This window comes from Rubricoccus marinus, from assembly GCF_002257665.1.
In the GTDB taxonomy this organism is placed as follows: Bacteria; Bacteroidota; Rhodothermia; order Rhodothermales; family Rubricoccaceae; genus Rubricoccus; species Rubricoccus marinus.
Window position 1 is genome coordinate 282,021 of record NZ_MQWB01000001.1, and the last position, 18,445, is coordinate 300,465.

The 18,445-nt window shown below is 69.8% G+C and carries 18 protein-coding genes; 5 read left to right on the plus strand and 13 right to left on the minus strand.

Going from position 1 to position 18,445, the window contains the following annotated elements:
- Positions 1–49: 49 nt before the first annotated feature.
- Positions 50–1,078, minus strand: coding sequence for a DNA-formamidopyrimidine glycosylase family protein (locus tag BSZ36_RS01150; RefSeq protein WP_094545329.1), 1,029 nt, complete (start codon positions 1,076–1,078; stop codon positions 50–52).
- Between the two features lie 135 nt (positions 1,079–1,213).
- On the minus strand, positions 1,214–1,966 hold the full coding sequence (locus BSZ36_RS01155) for a metallophosphoesterase family protein (protein ID WP_094545330.1): 753 nt from the start codon (positions 1,964–1,966) through the stop codon (positions 1,214–1,216).
- An 88-nt stretch (positions 1,967–2,054) separates the two neighbouring features.
- Between BSZ36_RS01155 and BSZ36_RS01160 the strand changes: the two genes are divergently transcribed.
- Positions 2,055–2,474, plus strand: coding sequence for a hypothetical protein (locus tag BSZ36_RS01160; protein ID WP_143536708.1), 420 nt, complete (start codon positions 2,055–2,057; stop codon positions 2,472–2,474).
- 274 nt (positions 2,475–2,748) lie between these two features.
- Positions 2,749–3,408 (plus strand): hypothetical protein, encoded by a 660-nt coding sequence (locus tag BSZ36_RS01165; protein ID WP_143536709.1) that lies wholly within the window; start codon positions 2,749–2,751, stop codon positions 3,406–3,408.
- 97 nt (positions 3,409–3,505) lie between these two features.
- Here the strand turns inward: BSZ36_RS01165 and BSZ36_RS01170 are convergent, their stop codons facing one another.
- Positions 3,506–4,207: a carboxylesterase family protein gene (locus BSZ36_RS01170; RefSeq protein ID WP_218827511.1), complete on the minus strand. Its 702-nt coding sequence runs from the start codon at positions 4,205–4,207 to the stop codon at positions 3,506–3,508.
- A 77-nt stretch (positions 4,208–4,284) separates the two neighbouring features.
- Here BSZ36_RS01170 and BSZ36_RS01175 point away from each other — a divergent pair, with 77 nt between their 5' ends.
- Positions 4,285–5,031, plus strand: a complete 747-nt coding sequence (locus BSZ36_RS01175) for a MerR family transcriptional regulator (protein ID WP_094545333.1) — start codon at positions 4,285–4,287, stop codon at positions 5,029–5,031.
- Positions 5,032–5,280: 249 nt separating this feature from the next.
- Here BSZ36_RS01175 and BSZ36_RS19180 read toward each other — a convergent pair whose 3' ends face one another.
- Together BSZ36_RS19180 and BSZ36_RS01185 are read right to left on the minus strand one after the other, a co-directional pair.
- On the minus strand, positions 5,281–5,676 hold the full coding sequence (locus BSZ36_RS19180) for a hypothetical protein (protein WP_094545334.1): 396 nt from the start codon (positions 5,674–5,676) through the stop codon (positions 5,281–5,283).
- Between the two features lie 75 nt (positions 5,677–5,751).
- Positions 5,752–6,450 (minus strand): pyridoxamine 5'-phosphate oxidase family protein, encoded by a 699-nt coding sequence (locus BSZ36_RS01185; protein WP_218827512.1) that lies wholly within the window; start codon positions 6,448–6,450, stop codon positions 5,752–5,754.
- Between BSZ36_RS01185 and BSZ36_RS01190 the strand changes: the two genes are divergently transcribed.
- Entirely contained in the window at positions 6,449–6,967 is a 519-nt protein-coding gene (locus BSZ36_RS01190) for a dihydrofolate reductase family protein (RefSeq protein WP_179270955.1), read from the plus strand. The two genes, BSZ36_RS01185 and BSZ36_RS01190, sit on opposite strands and share 2 nt — an antisense overlap.
- Before the next feature lie 4 nt (positions 6,968–6,971).
- Here BSZ36_RS01190 and BSZ36_RS01195 read toward each other — a convergent pair whose 3' ends face one another.
- From BSZ36_RS01195 to BSZ36_RS01215, 5 genes are all read right to left on the minus strand, one after another.
- Entirely contained in the window at positions 6,972–7,478 is a 507-nt protein-coding gene (locus BSZ36_RS01195) for a hypothetical protein (RefSeq protein ID WP_094545337.1), read from the minus strand.
- A gap of 22 nt (positions 7,479–7,500) precedes the next feature.
- Positions 7,501–8,211 carry a hypothetical protein gene (locus tag BSZ36_RS01200; RefSeq protein ID WP_094545338.1) on the minus strand — a complete coding sequence of 237 codons (711 nt, stop codon included), beginning with the start codon at positions 8,209–8,211 and terminating at the stop codon, positions 7,501–7,503.
- A gap of 88 nt (positions 8,212–8,299) precedes the next feature.
- Complete coding sequence (locus tag BSZ36_RS01205; RefSeq protein WP_218827513.1) at positions 8,300–10,306, minus strand: glycoside hydrolase family 15 protein; 2,007 nt, start codon at positions 10,304–10,306, stop codon at positions 8,300–8,302.
- A 121-nt stretch (positions 10,307–10,427) separates the two neighbouring features.
- A complete protein-coding gene (locus tag BSZ36_RS01210) occupies positions 10,428–10,871 on the minus strand; it encodes a GNAT family N-acetyltransferase (protein WP_094545339.1) in 444 nt (147 codons plus the stop codon).
- A gap of 53 nt (positions 10,872–10,924) precedes the next feature.
- Positions 10,925–11,515 carry a GNAT family N-acetyltransferase gene (locus tag BSZ36_RS01215; protein WP_094545340.1) on the minus strand — a complete coding sequence of 197 codons (591 nt, stop codon included), beginning with the start codon at positions 11,513–11,515 and terminating at the stop codon, positions 10,925–10,927.
- A gap of 76 nt (positions 11,516–11,591) precedes the next feature.
- Here BSZ36_RS01215 and BSZ36_RS01220 point away from each other — a divergent pair, with 76 nt between their 5' ends.
- Positions 11,592–12,122, plus strand: coding sequence for a hypothetical protein (locus BSZ36_RS01220; protein WP_094545341.1), 531 nt, complete (start codon positions 11,592–11,594; stop codon positions 12,120–12,122).
- A 21-nt stretch (positions 12,123–12,143) separates the two neighbouring features.
- Here the strand turns inward: BSZ36_RS01220 and BSZ36_RS01225 are convergent, their stop codons facing one another.
- From BSZ36_RS01225 to BSZ36_RS01235, 3 genes are all read right to left on the minus strand, one after another.
- A complete protein-coding gene (locus BSZ36_RS01225) occupies positions 12,144–15,947 on the minus strand; it encodes a multifunctional oxoglutarate decarboxylase/oxoglutarate dehydrogenase thiamine pyrophosphate-binding subunit/dihydrolipoyllysine-residue succinyltransferase subunit (protein WP_094545342.1) in 3,804 nt (1,267 codons plus the stop codon).
- A gap of 243 nt (positions 15,948–16,190) precedes the next feature.
- Positions 16,191–16,607, minus strand: coding sequence for a BLUF domain-containing protein (locus BSZ36_RS01230; RefSeq protein ID WP_094545343.1), 417 nt, complete (start codon positions 16,605–16,607; stop codon positions 16,191–16,193).
- A 116-nt stretch (positions 16,608–16,723) separates the two neighbouring features.
- On the minus strand, positions 16,724–18,394 hold the full coding sequence (locus BSZ36_RS01235) for a glycosyltransferase (protein WP_094545344.1): 1,671 nt from the start codon (positions 18,392–18,394) through the stop codon (positions 16,724–16,726).
- Positions 18,395–18,445: the final 51 nt, after the last annotated feature.

Consider the following 18,445-nt stretch of genomic DNA (forward strand, 5'->3'; position numbering starts at 1 on the left):
ACGAGATCGCCGCGCTCCGCTCGCGATGACACCGATTGGAAAGAGAGGGCTAGGCATCGGGCGGGGCGGGCTGCTTCGTTTTCTTCTTGCGGACCGGCTTGAGCTCGACGGTCGTGCCCTGGCAGGTGGGGCAGAAGTAGATGGGGCGCTTCTTCTCTTCGAGGTTGCCCTCGTCGTCCTCCCAGCGGCGCGTGACCTGCTTTTTCTGGCGGACCGTGTCGCCGCAGACGAGGCAGTCGAGGTTGGTGCGGCGGAAGACCCAGTGCTTGAGGTTGTAGTCGTGCGCCTCGCCGTAGTGGAGGTCCGGGTCGGCGCGCATGCGCTCGACGGCCTGGGGCGGAATCGTGCGGCCGCCGTGCGCGAAGGCGTAGGCGCAGATGGCCGGGATCTCGCGGTCGAGGCAGGCCAGAGCCTCTGGCGTGAGGTCGCCGACAAACGTCCACGGGTCCAGGCGGCAGGCGTGGAGGATCTCGGCGCGGAGGTAGTTGCCGACGCCCGCGAGGATGGTCTGATCGAGCAATGCCGCGCCGATGGTGCGGTCGTTGTGCGCGCCGGAGAAGAGGCGGTCGTGGAAGGCGTCCGTGTCGAAGGCCTGTGGCCCCTCGTAGGGCAGCGTCTCGGGGCCGAGGTGGGCGGTCGGGCCGCCGTAGGGGCCGGACGTGGAGGCGTCCGCCTCGCCAGAGGCCCCGGGGTCTCCTTTGCCGACGGCGAACTTGGGCGCGGTGGTGAGCACGGCCACGGCGTCCTCGACCTCGATGCGGGCGCGCTCGCGCTTGTCGCGCGTGACGGCCATCTCGTCGTCGGGCGGGACCACGTTCCAGCGGCCCCACATCAGGAAGTGGCTCGCGAAGTAGAGCCCGCCCTCCACATCGCCCACGAGCCACTTGCCGTGGCTCCACACGCGCTCGATACGCCTGCCGACGAACAGGCCGCCCTCGGTCTCGGCGCCTTCGGGCTTGTGCGCGTCCAGCCACGCGCGCGCGGTCTTGATACGCGTCGAGAACGCGACGATCTCACGCCCAGCGAGGGCGCTGTTCAAGGCGTCCGCCGCACGGCGGACTTCGGGACCTTCGGGCATGGCAGAGAGGCGGCCTCTGGCGCCAGAGGCTCCGGGGAGGAGCGGCGCAGAAGCGGGAGAGAGGACCCGTCCTACGGCGCCAGAGGCGCGCGGGGTCCGGGCGTCTCGCCAGAGGCCTCTGGCGTGACGTGTCTGCTAGGCCGCCTGCGAGGCCTGCAACTGCTCAAGCATCGCGAGGGCCTGATCGGCAGAGGGCACGCGCTCCACGTTGTTCTGCGCGAGCGACGCCGCGTGCGGGTACTCCGAGGCGCGGATCCGCTCGGCCGCGGCGGCGAGGTCGTAGTCGGTGTGGCGGAAGGCGATGCCCTCTGGCCCGAGCACGAGCCAGTCGGCGCCGGTCTGGCCGAACGGCATCCCGACGCTCCCGGCGTTGATGACGCGCCGCCCCGCGATGCGCCGGTCGAACGGGAGGTGCGTGTGCCCGCACACCACGGTCGGGCAGTCCACGCCCACGAAGGCGGGCGCGATGGCGGCCTCTGGCGTCCGCGAGGTGAACACGCGCGAGTCGCTCTCTGGCGTGGCGTGGCAGAACAACACGCGGCCCGGACTCTCGATCTCCACCGCCAGAGGCCACGAGGTGATCCACCGGAGGTCGTCAGGGGAGAGCGTCTCGGCGAGCCATCGCGCTTCCCCGTCGGCCCGCTCGGAGAACCCGCCCGGCGGCTGTCCCGCAGCGGCCCGCAGCGTCTCCGATTCTGCGTTGCCCCGGATGAAGAGCGTCGGGACGGGCAGCGCGCGGAGGGCGCGGAGCGACGCCGCCGGAAACGGCCCCGCGATCACGTCGCCCCCGACGATCACGCGCTCGATGCCCTCCGCCTGCACGTCGGCGAGCACCGCTTCCAGAGCGGGCAAGTTGCCGTGGATGTCGTACAGGGCGGCGGTGCGCATGGGCGGGGCCTCTGGCGCCAGAGGCAACGGGCGGAGTAGTTAGCCACCGAGCCTACACCGCGCGCGCGTGAGAGATTCTGGACTGGACGTGAGATTCGGAACCCCTGAGCACGGCTGGCTCGATGTCGAGGTGAGCACGCCCGACTGGAGCGTTTCGAGAAGCGTCTCCGACGTTCCCTGCGATTCCCTCGCGCATCTCGTGGAGGCGCTCCTTCTCCTCGCATCCGGGGGGCAGAGCGTGCGCGTTGAGTGGTCCCTGGAGCCCGCGTACTGGCACTGGTCGTTTGAGGTGGAAGGGCACGAGGTGCTCGTCGCCGTGAGCGACCCGAGCGGACAGAGTGGACCCGCGCGGCTGCCCCTCGGCCCCACGCTCCGCGTGTTCTGCCGGAGCCTGCTCCGCTTGCGCTCCGATCCGGCCTGGAGCCGTGAGGACGCGAGCCTCACGTGGAGTTGGCCGTTCCCCAGCGACGGGCTCGATCGGTTGCGGGAGGCGGTGCTCGCCACGTAGGCGCCAGAGGCCTCTGGCGCTAGGGGCGTCGTATGAACGGGCAGCCTCGCGCTAACGAGCCGTCAACGTCGCCGTGACGGGGCTGATCACCGCCGCGCTTCTAGCGACGCTGGGAGTCTATCGGTGTCGCTCTAACCTCTGGCGCCAGAGGCGGGAGGGGCTCTAGATTTAGCGACAGGTGTTTCTGCGTAGAGAGGCTCGATGCCGCCAAATACCTGTTAGGCGACCTTTCCCCAATCCGATGCACGGTAAGTCTCTGGACGATATTGCGAACATGACGGACGCTGAGTTGGAAAGGCTCAATGCCCAAACGCTTTTCGTCGTCAATGGGTTGCCTAGCTGCTGGCTCAATCATGCTGACGAGTTGCGGGATGCGGCTGAGGTTTTGTGGAACGACAAGAGCAACGGACTGCGCGTTGAGGACGAACCAGTTGTAGAGATTGAAGAGGTACGAGATGGAAACCTGATATCTGAGGTGCCGAAGGTCAGGCGTGAGGTTTCTAAGTTTTACGCCGTGTCTCGGCCCTATTTATTGCTTGCGGGTTTCGCGATTGAGAATCTGACCAAGGGCATCTTGGTAGCGGAGGATCCCAAACTGATCTCCGACGGAGTTTTGGGGTCTGAGATCAAGACTAACAATCTCATCCACCTGCTTGATAAGATTGATTCAGTGGAGGCTAGCGAGTCCGAGAGGAATTTTTGCTCCGTCGCTAGCAGCGCCCTCCCGTATTGGGGCCGCTACCCCATACCGCTCCATCATGGTGGCGTTATGCCTGAGGTAGGTATGGATGCCACCATGCGAGAGGCTTACCTCTCGCTCCATGACCGTCTCGGTCTGACCTTGTACAGTCGGGTCAAAAATGGGTGGGACTCGGGCATCGGTGCACGGACGGTGAGCCTCTATTCGAGAAGGTATGAGGACATGATGCCCTAATGACGCGACGGCCCCCAAAGCAGCCGCCAAAGGCCACCAGCGGATACCGTCCGCAGTCGGCCTAGCGCTCCCCACCAGAGGCCTCTGGCGCCAGAGTCTACCGCTCGCTCCGGCGGTGCGAGAGCAGCCACGCGTACACCTCCGGGTTGGCGTAGGTCTCCGTCCACGCGTCGTGCCCGGCGTCCGGGTAGACGGTAAAGCGCACGTCGCCGCCAGAGGCCCGCAGGCGGCTCACCATGGCGGTGGACTGGCTGATGGGCACTACGGAGTCGAGCGCGCCGTGGACGTTCCAGACCGGCACCTCGCGCGCCGCGCCGATGCCGATGGGGTTGCCGCCGCCGCAGACGATCAGCGCCGCCGCGATGCGCTCCGGGAGTCGCTCGATGGCCTCCCACGCGCCGTAGCCGCCCATGCTGAGGCCCGTCACGTACACCCGGTCCGCGTCGATGCGGTAGGCCTCTTGCGCCGCGTCCATCGCTGCGGCCACGCGCCCCATGGTCCAGCGCCCGCCCTCGGGCACCTGCGGCGCGGCGATCACGAACGGGAGGTCGCGCCCCTCGCGGCGCTCCTTCAGCGGCCCATGCACGCCGACCGCCGCGAGGCTGTCGCCCCGCTCGCCCGCGCCGTGTAAAAACACGAGGAGCGGCCACCGGCGCTCCGCGTCGGCCTCGTAGCCCTCGGGGAGCGCGACGAGCATCTCGCCAGAGGCCGCGTCGGTCCAGCTGCCGCTGTACGGGAGAGAGGGTTGCGCTTCTGGCGCCAGAGGCAGGAGGAGCATGAGAAGTAGGAAGAGGCGCATGGAGCCACGAGAAGGAGACGTGAAGCTAGCGGCTCGCGCTTGCGCCTCACGCGGCGTGAGGTGTGTACCCTCGCGCCATGACCGAGACACTCACCGTCGGCCAACTGGCCGCCCGCACGGGGCTCACCGTCCGCGCCCTCCACCACTACGAAGAGGCCAGGCTTCTGGCGCCCTCGCGCACCGACGCCGGGCACCGCCGCTACGGCGCGAGGGAGATCGAGCGCGTGCAGCAGATCTGCTCGCTCCGCGCCCTCGGGACGCCTCTGGCGGAGATCGGCGCCGCGCTCGACGCGCCCGACTTCGACCCGGTCGCCCTTCTGGAGCGCCAGCGCCAGAGGCTGACCGAGGAGGCGGCACAGATCGACGCGCTCCGCCAGAGGCTCGACGGCCTCGCGCGGCTCCTGCGCCAGCGGCAGGCCTCTGGCGCCCCGATCCCCACCGACACCTTCACCACCCTCATTCAGGCCATGGAGACCATCGAGACGCACTACACCCCCGAGCAACTGCAACAACTCGCCGAGCGCCGCGAGGCGTTGGGCGAGGACACCATCCGCGAGGTCGAGGCCGAGTGGCCGCGCCTCTTCAGCGCCCTCGGCGCCGAGATGGACGCCGGGACCGATCCCACCGAGCCAGAGGCCCGCGCACTCATCAACCGCTGGGACGAGCTGGTGGCGATGTTCACCCACCACGACCCCGGCATCACCGAGTCGCTCGGCAACGTGTGGACGCACGAGGGCGAGAGCACGTCGCAGATGATGGGCCTGGACCCGGAGCGGATGCAGCGCCTCTTCGCCTACGCGCAGCAGGTCCGCGACGCGCGCTAGCGCCAGAGGCTCAGGGCGCCCACAACCCTCACCAGTGTCATCGCGAGGAGCAACGCGACGCGGCGATCTAGCCGCTCAGCATCGCGAGATCGCTTCGCTGTCGCTCGCGATGACGAGTGGTTTGGAGGCAATGACGACCGGCCTGGGAAAAGCGTCCCCAGCCTGAAAGCCCGAGTTGGAGAGCCGTCGCATCCGCTCAGGATGGGAGCGCGGGCCTTCGAATTGAGACCCTCCTCTGGCGCCAGAGGCTTAGGCCCGCGTCAGGATGATCGGCCCGCGGACGATGGTCGGCTGGGGGCAGTTGCTCCCGTTGACCTCAACATCGCCGTCGAGCGTCGCGCCAGAGGCCTGCACGTCGGTCGTGCCGTTGAGCACGAGGCAGCCGCCAGCGGCCTGAGCGGTCCACGTGAACCGGGTGCCGTCGAGGTCGCCGCGGAGCGTGGCCACGTCGGCGACGCCGTTGACGCTCGCCGTCCCGGTGACGACCGAGCCCGTCTGCTGGAGCACCAGCGTCGCCGTGGTGTTGGCGCCGAGGGTGACCGTCCCGGTCCAGGTGCCCGAGACCTGGGCGGGCTCAGGGGCGCTGGAGTCGCATCCCGAGAGGGCGAGAAAGAGGACGAGGGCGAGAGAAAGCGATGTGCGCATGGCAGCAGGGGAATGGGGTTCCTCTACTCACGCACGCTTCCGCGCCCACACCGATCATCCTCGAGGCCTCTGGCGCTACAGGTCTGGCGCGTAGCGCGCGGCCATCTCCTCCTGCGTCTCCTCGCGGTCGGCGCGGCCCGTCTGGTCGTTCAAGATCTGGCTCGTCGGCGGGAGCGCCTCGCGCGGGGTTTGCGCGTCGGCACGCCAGAGGCGGGAGCGCATCAGCGCCTTCGCGCAGTGGAGGTAGGCCTCCTCCACGGTGATCTCCAAAACTGCGCGAGGCAGGCGCCGCTCGCTGCTGAATGCGCCCAGCACCTCGGGCTCCACGCGGACGCGCGCGGAACCGTTGACGCGCAGCGTCTCGTCGACGCCCGGGATCAGGAAGAGGAGGCCCGCCCGGCCCGTCTCGGCGATGTTCGAGAACGAGTCCAGGCGGTTGTTGCCGGGCGCGTCGGGCAGCCAGAGCGTGCGCTCGTCGTGCACGCGGACGAACCCCGGCGCGCCGCCGCGCGGGGACGCGTCCAGGCGGCCGCTGGCGTCGCCAGAGGCGAGGACGGCAAACGGCGCGAGCGCGAGAAAGCGTCGGCAGTGCGCGTCGAGGTGGTCGAGCGTTTTGTCCACGGCCCGCCCCGTCGGCTGGGGGTAGTGGTCGCGGAGGTCGGCGGCGGAGTCGATCATGGGTCGCTCGGTAGACGCCGGAAGGGTACCGATGCGCGAGAGAACAACGGGCGCCAGAGGCTCTCGCGTCCAGCCTCTGGCGCGATCTTGCGCCATGCCCCGCGTCACCCTCTACGTCGCCCAGAGCCTCGACGGCTACATCGCCGACGCCAGCGGCGGCGTCGGCTGGCTGCCGGAGCCGCCCGAGGGCGAGGACTTCGGCTACGGCGCCTTCTGGGACAGCGTGGACGCCCTCGCGATGGGCCGCGCCACCTACGACCAGATCCGCGCCTGGGACCAGTGGCTCTACGAGGGGCGCCCCACCGTCGTCTACTCCTCGCGCCCGCCCGACCCCCATCCGCCCGCCGGCGTCCGGTTCGCCTCTGGCGACCTCGCCGAAGGCCTTGCGCCGTTCGCGCCAGAGGCCCACGTCTGGCTCGTTGGCGGCGGCGACCTCGCGAGCCAGTTCCGCGACGCGGGCCTGCTCGATGCCGTGCACCTGTTCGTCGTGCCCGTTTTGCTCGGCTCCGGCGTGCGCCTCTGGCGCGAGGGCGCCGGGCCGACCGGGCTCCGCCTGGACTGGGCCGAGGCGCACGCGGGCGGAACGGAGATGCGCTACACCGTGGCGCGGTAGCGGGCTACTCCAGCCAGGGCGCAGCGGTCGTGTCCTCGGCCCACCCGCCAGAGGGCCGGGGCGCGACCACGACCGTGGTGTCGTAGACCCAGAGCGACGAGCGGCGGCGCTCCAAGCGGATGCGCACGCGGCCGTCCGCCAGAGGCACGAGGTACTGGGCGCCAGAGGAATCGGTCCTGAGCGCGTCCACGAGGGGGACGAACCCCAGCGCGCGGTCCAAGTCGGTGACGCCCTCGATAGTGACCGAGCGCGTGAGCCACTCGCGGTCCTCCCGGGCGCCGTCGGGCCGGTCGTCGCGGTGGAGGAGGACCGAGAACGGCGCGGCGGTAAAGAAGTCGGCGTCCTGCGGGCGGAGCGTGGCCGAGACCCACGCGCCGCTCGCCTGCGTCACTAGGCTCCGTTTGGGGACCCACCGCATGTTGTTCGCGCCGACGTTGAGGCGCACCCACGGGTCGTCCTGGCACCCGGCCAACGCGAGGGCGAACAGGAGGGCGTAGGCGGTCCGGTGCATGGGCGCGCAACCTACCCCACCGCTACGCGGCTCGTCGCCAGAGGCCCGCGCCCGCCTCTGGCGGGTCCTGCGCGAGGTCCCACAGCCGGTCCGCCTGCGCCTCGGTGATCTCCGGCGGGGTGCGCGTGTTGGGGACCGTCCCGAAAATGGCCATCAGCGCCTCTGGCGTGAGGACTGGCGGCGCGAACAGCTCCACGGCGTGCGCGGCGCAGACGGCCACGGCGCCAGAGGCCTGGGCGCGCTCGCGGCAGACGGCGTCCCACTCGTCGGTGTGGAGGCGGCCGTGGTGGAGCGTGAGCGGGACCGGCAAGGGCGCGTTGCCGTCCACGACGAGGTTGCTGGGGAGCCGCAGGCCTCTGGCGCGGTAGTCGGCGGCCGCAGCCTCGTGCGACGCGAACGTCGCCTCGACGGTGAGCGCGCCGAGAAGGCGCCAGTGCGGCGTGCGGACCTCGCCCCACCGGCCCTTTGTGGTCGTGTACAGGACCGTGTCGCCGGGGCGCAGGCGTGGGGCGAAGTTGCGGCCCCGGCTGGATGCCGTGATGGCGGGGCGCCGGTGCTCCAAGTCGGGCTCGCGGCGGCTCATGCCGTTGACGAACGGCGGCAGCGCGTACTTCAAAACGGCCTCGCGGCCGCCGCGCGTCTTGCACAGCGGCCACGTGGAGCAGAGGAAAAAGCGGGGCGGGCGCGCGTCGTCGTCGCCAGAGGCCTCTGGCGGGGTGTCGGGAGTGGTCATGGCGTCAAGGTCCGCCGCGGTGCTGCCACCGGCCCGTCACGCCAGAGGCGGGGCGCTCTCTCGTCGGCGGCCCGTTCCGCGCGCGGCGTTACCGCGCCGCCGTCGTACCCGGCTGGGAGTGCGGCGAGGCGCCGGGGTGCGTGGCGGGCGAGCCGGCGTCGCCAGAGGCCTCTGGCGCGTGGACCTCGGCGGCGCGCGAGGAGCGGAGGTCCTGCGCCTCGTTGAGCGTGCGGTCCAGGTTGTAGGCAGCCGAGATGAGGCCGAGGTGCGAGAACGCCTGCGGCGTGTTGCCGAGCGCCTGCCCGCGCAGGCCCGTCATCTCAGCGAAGAGGCCGAGGTGGTTGGAGTAGTTGAGCATCTTGGCGAACATCACCTCCGCCTTTTCGAGGTACTTGGGCTCGATGCGGCCCGCGCGCGCGAGCGCCTCCACGAGCCAGAAGGAGCACAGGTTGAAGGCGCCCTCTTCGCCGCCGACACCATCGTCCACCTCACGGGTGTTGTAGCGCCATACGAGGCAATCGCTCGTCAGCCCGCCTTCCTCTGGCGCCTTGAGCGTCTCCTCCAGCGTCGAGATCATGCGCGGGTCGTTGGGGCCGGTAAAGAAGACCAGCGGCATGAGCAGGTTGCTCGCGTCCAGCGCGTCCCCGCCAAAGGTCTGGACAAAGGCGCCGCGCTCCTCGTTGTAGCCCTTCTCCATGATGGTCTGGTAGATCAGGTCGCGCGTCTCGGTCCACCTCTGGCGCGGCGCCGGGAGCGAGCGCTTGTCCGCGAGGCGCAGCGCGCGGTCCAGCGCGACCCAGCACATGAGCTTGGAGTACACGAAGTGCTCCTGCTGGCCGCGGACCTCCCAGATGCCTTCATCGGGCCGGTCCCAGTTTTTGCAGACCCAGTCCACGTAGCGCGTGAGGTCCTGCCAGAAGTCCCACGAGATGGGGGTGCCGTACTTGTCGTAGAGGTAGACGGCGTCGAGGAGTTCGCCGTAGATGTCGAGCTGCAACTGGTCGTGCGCACCGTTGCCGATGCGGACCGGGCGCGAGTCGCGGTAGCCCGAGAGGTGGTCCAGTTCTTCCTCTTTGAGGTTGCGCCGCCCGTCGATGCCGTAGACGATCTGGAGCGGGCCGTTGGGGTCGTCCGCGACGCCGGCCTCGCAGCGCTCGCGCAGCCACAGGATGAACGACCGCACCTCGGCGGTAAAGCCGATCCGCAAGAGGCCGTAGAGCGTGAACGCGGCGTCGCGGATCCACGAGTAGCGGTAGTCCCAGTTGCGGTGCCCGCCGATGTTCTCGGGCAGGCTCGTCGTCGGCGCGGCCACGATGGCACCGGTGGGCTCGAACGTCAGCATCTTGAGCACGAGCGCGCTCCGGTGCACGGACTCCCGCCAGCGGCCGGTGTAGGAGCACGTCTTGAGCCAGCTCCGCCAGAAGCCCGTCGTGCTGCGGAACAGGGCGTACTCGTCCTCTCGCGAGAGCGGCTCGTCCAGGCTCTCGCCTTCCTCCAGAAGCCGGACCTCGAACGTGGCGCGGTCACCGCGCGTCATCTCTAGCTCGCGGACCGCGCCGGGGCCACAGGCGCCCTTGGTCAGCTCCATCCCGCGCTTGGTGGACAGCGCGAGGCGGATGGGGCCGCCGCCTTTGCCGCCAGAGGCGGCCTCGAACACGACGCCTTCGCCCTCGGTGTAGGTCGCGGTGTGCTCGGCGCGGCCGTAGTCGAAGGCGGGCTCGCAGTGAACGGAGACGTTTACGGTCCCGCGCAGCACTCGCACGTGGCGGATCAGCCGGTGGTAGCCCCCCTCGGGGCCTTCCAGCCCGACGGGCATGTAGTCCACGATCTCGGCCGCGCCCTCCTCGCCGGTAAAGCGCGTGACGAGCACGTTGGTGTCCGGGAGGTACACCTGCCACGTGGCGGCGTCCCCGCTTACTCGGATGTCGAAGCGACCAGCCTTTTCGGGGTCGAGGATGGCGCCGAACACGCTCGGGCTGTCAAAGTGCGGCAGGCACAGCCAGTCCACCGAGCCGTTTTTGCCGACCAGCGCGCCGGTCCGCATGTTGCCGATCAGGCCGTAGTCTTCGAGGGGGAGCGGGTCGTGCGGGGCCACAGGCGGGTCGGGAGTGAACGGGCTCCAACCTCTGGCGCGCGCGGGAGTTCGGGGAAATGCCGGGGAAGCCGTGGGGGAGGGGCCAGTGGCGAAGCGTGCGCGGGCCGCTGGCGCCAGAGGCTCAGAGCATGAGCGCGTAGTGCCAGTAGGCATCGTCGCGTTCGTAGCCGAGGCTGTCGTAGAGCGCCTGCGCGCTCGCGTTCGTGCGCTCGGTCGCCAGTTCGAGGCTGACCGCGCCGTCCTCTCGCGCGAAGTCCCGCGCGGCGTTCATCAGCGCTCGCGCCACGCCGCTCCGCCGAGCCTCTGGCGCCACGAACAGGTCGTTGAGCACCCACACGCGCCGCATCCGCACCGACGAGAAAGACGGATACAACTGCGTGAACCCCGTGGGCGGGCCACCATCGCCAGAGGCCAGCAGGATCACGGACTCGCCTCTGGCGATGCGCTCCGCGAGGAAGCGTCGCGCGCCGTCGGGGTCCGGCGCCTGGCGGTAGAACTGCCGGTAGGCATCGAAAAGCGGCGCGAGAGCGTCGAGGTGCTGCGCGGTGGCGCGGATCACGGGCATGAGCGGAGCGAGGGGAGAGACTCCAGAGGTTGGCGGCCTCTGACGCCGGAGGCTCAGCGGTCCAGCTTCGCGAGGAGCCCAGCTTCGACGCGTGGCCACTCCTCGAGAAGGATGCTGAAGTAGACGGAGTCGCGGAGGTGGCCGCTGGCGGTGACCATGTGGTGGCGCAGCGTGCCCTCCTCGGTCGCGCCGATGCGGCGCATGGCCTCTTGCGAGCGCACGTTGCGCGCGTCGGTTTTGAGCTCCACGCGGTTGCACGCCAGAGGCCCGAACGCGTGGCGCAGCATGAGCAGCTTTGCCTCGGTGTTGACGGCGGTCCGTTGCCACCGCTTGCCGATCCACGTCCACCCGATCTCGACGCGCTTGTGCTGAGGCACGATGTTGCCGAACCGCGTGCTGCCCACGACCCCGCCAGAGGCCCGGTCCACGGTCGCGAACGGCAGCATCTCGCCTCTGGCGTGACCGTCCAGCGCGGCCTGGATGTAGGCGGCCATGTCCTCGCGCGTGCGGACGGGACTCGGCGTCAGGCGCCAGAGGTCCGGGTCCAGGCCGACCGCTGCGAGGGCATCCAGGTGGCTCATCGCCAGAGGCTCCAGGCGGACGTGGGCGCCGGTAAGTGTGACGGGGGAGAGGGCGTCGGGCATGCCGGAGGATAGGCCTCTGGCGCTTCAGCCCGCCGCCTGTAGATTCGCGGCTCTGCCGGCGGGTACCGCCTCGCGTATGACGTGGGAAGCCGTTGGAGCCCTGAGCGGGCTCGTCTCATCCGTCGCGGCGGTCCTCGCGCTGATCGCCGTGTTTTACGCGCTCCGGCAGTGGCAGGAGTCGCAGCGGCAGACCGTGCTCCTGACGAACGCGAACATGGCGACGGTCTACCAGCACGTCGCGGCGATGATGCTGGAGATCAACCGCTACTTCCTGGAGCACCCCGAGTGGAAGCCCTACTTCTACGATGGGGAGGAGGTGCCCGGGCGGATGGACAAGCGAGAGCGAGAGCAGATCGAGACGCTCGCGGAGATGTTCGCCGACTTTATCGACCTGATCTCCGTGTTGGAGCAAACCACGGAGTCCCACTCCGCGACGGCGCGCCGCCACTGGGCGGAGTGGTACACCTACGTCGAGTCCGTGGTGGAGACGAGCCCCTGCCTACGCGAGTTCGTCAGCCGCCGCGAGTCGTGGTACGACCAGAAGATGCGAGTCCTCGTCTCGTCTCCAACGGCCTCCGACGACGCGCAGAGCGCCGCCGGAGGCTGAACCCGCCAGAGGCCTCTGGCGCTAGGCCTCGAGGCCCAGCGCGTCGGCCAGAAGTTGCGCCTGCTGCTTGGCGTGGACGCTCGCGCTGCCCGTCGCGGGCGAGGCGGCGGCCTTGCGGCCGGCGTACGCGATGCGGTGGTTGCAGTCGCCTCCGTTCATCTCGGCGATGATCTCGTCGAAGCGCGGCTGCACGAAGAACCAGGCGCCCATGTTCTGCGGCTCCTCCTGGAGCCACACGACCTCGGCATCCGGGTTCGCGTCCAACTCGGCGCGGACGGCCTCGTCGGGGAACGGGTACATCTGCTCCAACCGCGCGATCGCGACGCCGGAGGCGCCAGCGTCCTCCTTCGCCTTGAGGGCGTCGTAGACCACCTTGCCGGAGCAGAACACCAGGCGGCTCGCGCCGGTCTGCCCGGACGAGATCAGCGGCTGGTACTCGCCCTCGCTCAGGTCCTCCACCGACGAGACCGCAGCGGGGTTGCGCAAGAGGCTCTTCGGCGTCATGATGATGAGCGGCTTGGCGGCCTCACGCTTCATCTGGCGCCGGAGCGCGTGGAAGTAGTTGGCGGGCGTGGAGTAGTTCGCCACGATCATGTTGTCCTCCGCGCAGAGCTGCAAGAACCGCTCGGGGCGCGCCGAGGAGTGCTCAGGTCCCTGGCCCTCGTAGCCGTGCGGCAGGAGCATGGTCAACCGCGAGGTCTGGCCCCACTTCGCCTCGGCCGACGAGATGAACTGGTCGATCATGATCTGCGCGCCGTTGACGAAGTCGCCGAATTGGCCCTCCCACATCACGAGCGCCCGGGGCTCGGCGACGGTGTAGCCGTACTCGAAGCCGAGGACGGCGTACTCGCTGAGCAGCGAGTCGTACACCTGGAAGCGCGCCTGGCTGCTGCCGTCGCCAGAAGCCTCTGGCGAGATGGGCGCGATGTTGTTGAGCGGGATGTAGCGGTGCGCATCCGTCTGGTCGTAGAGGATGGCGTGGCGCTGGCTGAACGTCGCGCGGCCGGAGTCCTGACCGCTCAGGCGGACAGGCGTGCCGTCAAGCAGGAGCGTGCCAAAGGCGAGGGCCTCGGCAAAGGCCCAGTCGATCGTGCCGCTCTCGAACTGCTTCTCGCGGCGCGTGACCACCAGGCGGGCCAGCTTTTTGTGCACGTCGAAGCTCTCGGGCAGGTCCACGAGCGCGCGCATGACCTGCGTGAGCTGCTCGCGAGAGGCCGCCGTGTCGGCCTTATCCGTCGCCTCGATGTGCGTCGGCATGGGGACCTCGGCGCCGCGGCGCTGCTCGGCGAGCTCCTTGGTGGCCTCGAAGGCCTCGTCGAGCTTGGAGCGGAAGTCGTCCAGCACTTCTTCGGCATCCTCTGGCGAGATCTCGCCTTTGCGCAAGAGGCTCTCCAGGTACAGCTTGCGGACGCTCCGGTGGCCGTTGATGTCGGCGTACATGAGCGGCTGCGTGTAGCTCGGCTCGTCGCCCTCGTTGTGGCCGTACTTCCGGTAGCAGACCATGTCGATCACGACGTCCTTGTTGAACACCTGCCGGAAGTCCAGCGCGAGGCGTGCCACGCGGACGGCGGCCTCGGGGTCGTCGCCGTTGACGTGGAAGATCGGCGCCTGGATCATCCGCGCGATATCGGTCGCGTAGGCGGAGGAGCGCGCGTGCATCGGGAGCGTCGTAAACCCGATCTGGTTGTTGACCACGAGGTGGACCGTGCCGCCGGTCTTGTAGCCCTCCAACTGGCTGAGGTTCAGCGTTTCCGCGACGACGCCCTGGCCCGCGAAGGCCGCGTCGCCGTGGATGAGGAGCGGGAGCACGCGGTCCAGCAGGTGCTTCTGCGTCATCCCGGGGTTGGCCTCGGCGATGCGCTGCTGCTTGGCGCGCACCATCCCCTCCACGACAGGGTTGACGGCTTCGAGGTGGCTGGGGTTGGACGCGAGCGTGAGCTCGGTCGTGGAGCCCGAGGGGGACGTGTGCGTGCCGGTCTGGCCGAGGTGGTACTTCACGTCGCCCGAGCCGTGGACGGCGTCGGGGTTGATGGTCCCCTCGAACTCGTCGAACACCTTGTTGTAGGGCTTGCCCATGATGTTCGTGAGCACGTTCAGACGGCCGCGGTGCGCCATCCCGATCACGACCTCCTCCACGTCCTGATCGGCGGCGTCGGAGAGGACGGCGTCGATGAGGGGGATCATCGTCTCGGCGCCCTCCAGCGAGAACCGCTTGTGGCCGATGTACTTCGTGTGGATGAACTGCTCCAGCGCCTCAGCCTCATTGAGCTTGGCGAAGATGCGCTTCTTGCGCGGCGTCGCGATGGGCTCGCGGAACTGCTGCGGCTCGATCCGCTCAATGAGCCAGCGCTTCTCCTCTGGCGAGGAGAGGTGCATGAACTCGCTGCCGACGTGGTCGGTGTAGGTGTCCCAGAGGATGTCGAGGATGTCGCGGAGCGTCATCTTCTCGCGCCCGGCGAGGCCGCCGCGGACGCCCGCGAGGCCGCCGGTCAGGAACGTGCGGTCGAGGTCCCAGACCGAGAGGCCGTAGGAGCCGGGGTCCAGCTCGGTGTGGTTGCGGGGCTCGTAGCCCAGCGGGTTCGTGTCGGCGAGCAGGTGCCCCCGCACGCGGTAGGCGCGGATGAGCTCATAGACGCGCGCCTGCTTCTCGATCTTCTCCGCCTTCGCGCTGGAGCCGATCCCAGCCCGACCGATCTCCGGCGTGCTGTCCGCGTTCATCGAGAACGGCGGCGTGTGGATGCCAAGGCTCGCGAAGACGTCCTGGTAGAAGCCTCTGGCGCCCGTGAGCAGTCCCGCCATGTAGGCGAGGAACTCGCCCGACTCCGCGCCCTGGATGATGCGGTGGTCGTAGGTGGACGTGATCGTCATCGTGGGCGAGAGGCCCAGGCGCGAGAGCTGCGCGGCCTTCATGCCCGCGTAGTGCGCCGGGTAGCCGATGGCGCCGACCGCCACGATGAGGCCCTGGCCCGGCATCAGCCGCGGCACGCTCATCACGGTCCCGATGCCGCCGGGGTTGGTCAGCGTGGCCGTCGTGTGCTGGAAGTCCGCGAGCTCCAGCTTGGAGTCCCGCGCGCGCTTGACGATGTCGTTGTACTGCCCGAGGAACTCCGCGAAGGAGAGCGAGCCCGCCTTTTTGATGTTCGGGACGAGCAGCTGCCGCTTGCCGCGCTTCTCGATGTCGATGGCGAGGCCGATGGAGATGGCCTCTGGCGAGATGCGCTCGCCGCCACCGCTCTGGGTGTGGCGGAAGGCATCTCGCATGGCCGGGACGGCCTCCATCGCGCGCACCATGGCGTAGGCGATGAGGTGCGTGTAGCTCACCTTTTCCCCACCGGTCGCCATCTGGCGCCGGTTGATGAGGCGCCGGTTCTCGGCCATGAGCTTGACCGGGAGGTCCCGCACGCTTGTCGCGGTCGGGATGGTCAGGCTGGCCTCCATGTTCTCGACGATGCGCGCGGCGACGCCGCGGAGCGGGCTCGTCTCGGCGCCTTCGGGAACGGCGATCTCGGGCCGCACCGGGCCGCCAGAGGCCGCAGGGGCGGAGGGCTTGGCCTCTGGCGCCTTCGGCGGCGCGGGCGCCGGAGCCTTCGGGGGCGCGCCGTCGCCAGAGGCGGATGCGGCGGCAGGCGTCGCCTCTGGGGCGGCGCCGTTGCCGGACGCAGGCGCGCTGGGCGCGGCCTCGCCAGAGGCGCTGCGGACCACCATCGCGCCGGGGTCGAAGTCGGCGAAGAACTCGCGCCAGGAGGCGCTCACGGAGTCCGGGTTCTGGAGGTACTGCGCGTAGAGGTCTTCGACGTAGCCGCTGTTGTATCCGAGGGGGTCCACAGTGGGGGCGCGCGGGGCGCGGGAGGTGCCAGAAATGCGTGGGACAAAAGTACGCGCGGCCATTCCACCCGATCCCGGAAGGTTCGGTGGGGGATTGAGAGGGAGCCTCTGGCGTGTTCGAATGGGCGCCCGCACGCGCCCAGACGCAAGAGGCCCGGCAGCTACGTCGCCGCGAGGGCGCTATGCCGGTGCAGATCGCTGTCGCCGCGACGGATGCCGCCGCGCCACGGTGACCTTCAGGGCTTAGGCCGCGAGCGCCCAGCCGCCGCCGCGCTTCTGGCGGCGGACGTACGTGAGAAAGCCCGCGAGCGTAGCGGGCAGCTCACCGATGGTCCCCGCCTCCATGTCCCAGTCGGGGAACAGGCGCTGGTTTGTCCCAGCCAGCTTCGCCAGAGGCCCCTCGGCGATCGTCTCCACGTTCTGGTGGCGCGGATCGTCGGAGATGCTTTCGAACAGCTTGCGCACGGCCTCTTCCGGCCCTTCAATCCACTGGAGAAAGGCGCCGGGGATCTCAGGCAGGTGTTCGTGTACGCCGTGCAGGAGCACGCCTGTGACGCCCAGTTCTTTGTTTCGCTGCGCGGCCCGGACAGTGAGGGCGCGGAGGGAGAGCTCGCCCACAGGATGGGTGGCGACGGAGCGGTAGAGGAGGGCGTACAGCATGGAGGGCTAACCCCTTGGCGCGCCCGTTTGGTTCGTCGGGAAGCCTCCTACGCGTGAAGGATTCAGCGCCAGAGGCGCTTCGGGGGGAGCCCCTATGCGGGAGCCGGGGAGAACCCCTAGGCCAGCGCGTCCAAACGGGTTGCGAGGCGCTCGGCGATGGCGCGCCAGTCGAACCGGGCCTCGGCCTCGCGGCGCAGCTCCGCGGCGTACTGCCGGGGGTGCTCCAGCGCGCGCGAGAGGCGGTCGGCAAGGTCGCCCACGCGGTGCTCGGCCTCGGGACGGACGAGGAGGAGCGCGCGGGCCTCTGGCGGGAGGCCGTCGGCGAGGGTGCGGAGGCTGTCGCCCATGCCGCCGATGTCGGGGCCGACCGGGAGCACGCCCGCGGCGGCGCTTTCGGGCACGACGAGCGGGGACGCCTCGCGCACGACCGAGGGGAACGCGCCTGCATCTGCCAGACCGTAGAGCGGGCCGAGCGCGGCGTGGTCGAGAAAGCCGGTGAACACGACGGAATTGTCGGTCAGGGCCTCTTGCGCGGTCGCGAAGTACGTGTCGGCTTCGCCCGCTTCGTCGAGGCCGTCGAGAAAGGCTTGGGCGGCGAAAAACGGCTCGGCGTCCAGCCCGCCCGCGCCTTCGAGCGCGCCGCCCAGCCGGACGATCTGCCGCACGAGGTCGGCGCGGCCTCTGGCGAGGGCCCAGGCGAGCGCTTCGAGCGCCTCGCGGAGCCCGCCGGTCCCGGCCACGATGAGCCTCGCGCCGGGGTGCGCGGCGGCGACGCGCGGAAACGCCATCATGAGCGCGGGCATCCCCTTGGCCGCGATCAGGCGCCCCACGAAGACGACGGTTTTGGCCTCGGCCCAGTCAATCCCGCCGAGCTTGGCTTCAAGTGCCGCGTCGGGCGCAGACCGTTCGTACTCGCCAGAGGCGAGCGCCTCGTGCACCGCCTCGTCGGACGCGCCAGGGGCGAGCGCCTCCAGCCTCTGGCGGAGGCCAGCCTCCTGCTGTGCCGTGCGGCCTCTGGCGCTGCCGGCAGCCTGGCCGATCTGCTCGACCGCGCGGGGGCGGTCCTCGCGCGCGACGAGCTGGAAAACCGACGTGTCGGTCCCGACCGGCATCCGGTCCATCTTGGCCTCGATGCCGTCCAAGCCCGCGAACACCTCCTTGATGCGGCCCTCCATCTCGCCGTTGAGCGCCCACACGGCCGACGCGGCGCGGGCGGCTTCCTCGGCCAGGTCGCGGCTGCGCTGCTCTTTTTTGACGACGTACTCGATGGCGCTGCCGTGCGGCAGGATCGCGAACGGCGCGCCGCCCTCCGCGCGCGCCCGCGCCGCGGCGACGGCCATCATCACAGTGTGGTTGACGACCCAGCCCGTCACGCCGTTCTCTTTCGCGACGCGTTCCAGCGCCCGCGCGTTGCGCGCGATGTACTCCGCCAGAGGCGCGTCCTCCAGGTCCGGGATGTAGACGACGTAGGACGACGGGCGGCTCGGCCGCACGTACGCCGGGAGCACCTCCAGGTCCGGCACGTGGACGGTCACGCGGCCGGGGTACCCGGTCTCGCGCGGCGCCACGCTCTGGGTCTTCTCGCCAGAGGCCGAGAGCGTCCACGCCTCGCTCACGAAGTCGAACCGCGCGGGGTTGGATTCCTGGCAGACGACGTGGACATTGCGACCGTTCGCGGCGAGGGCGCGGAGGACGGCGCGCGTCCACAGGTTAGAGCCCGCGCCGGAGAAGCCGTAGCCGTGGACGACGCCGAGGGGTGGGGACTGGGGGCTGGGTTCGGGGGACATGGGGCTCAGGGGAGGGACTGTGCTGAACCCTGCCGCTCCCTTCGTGTTCTC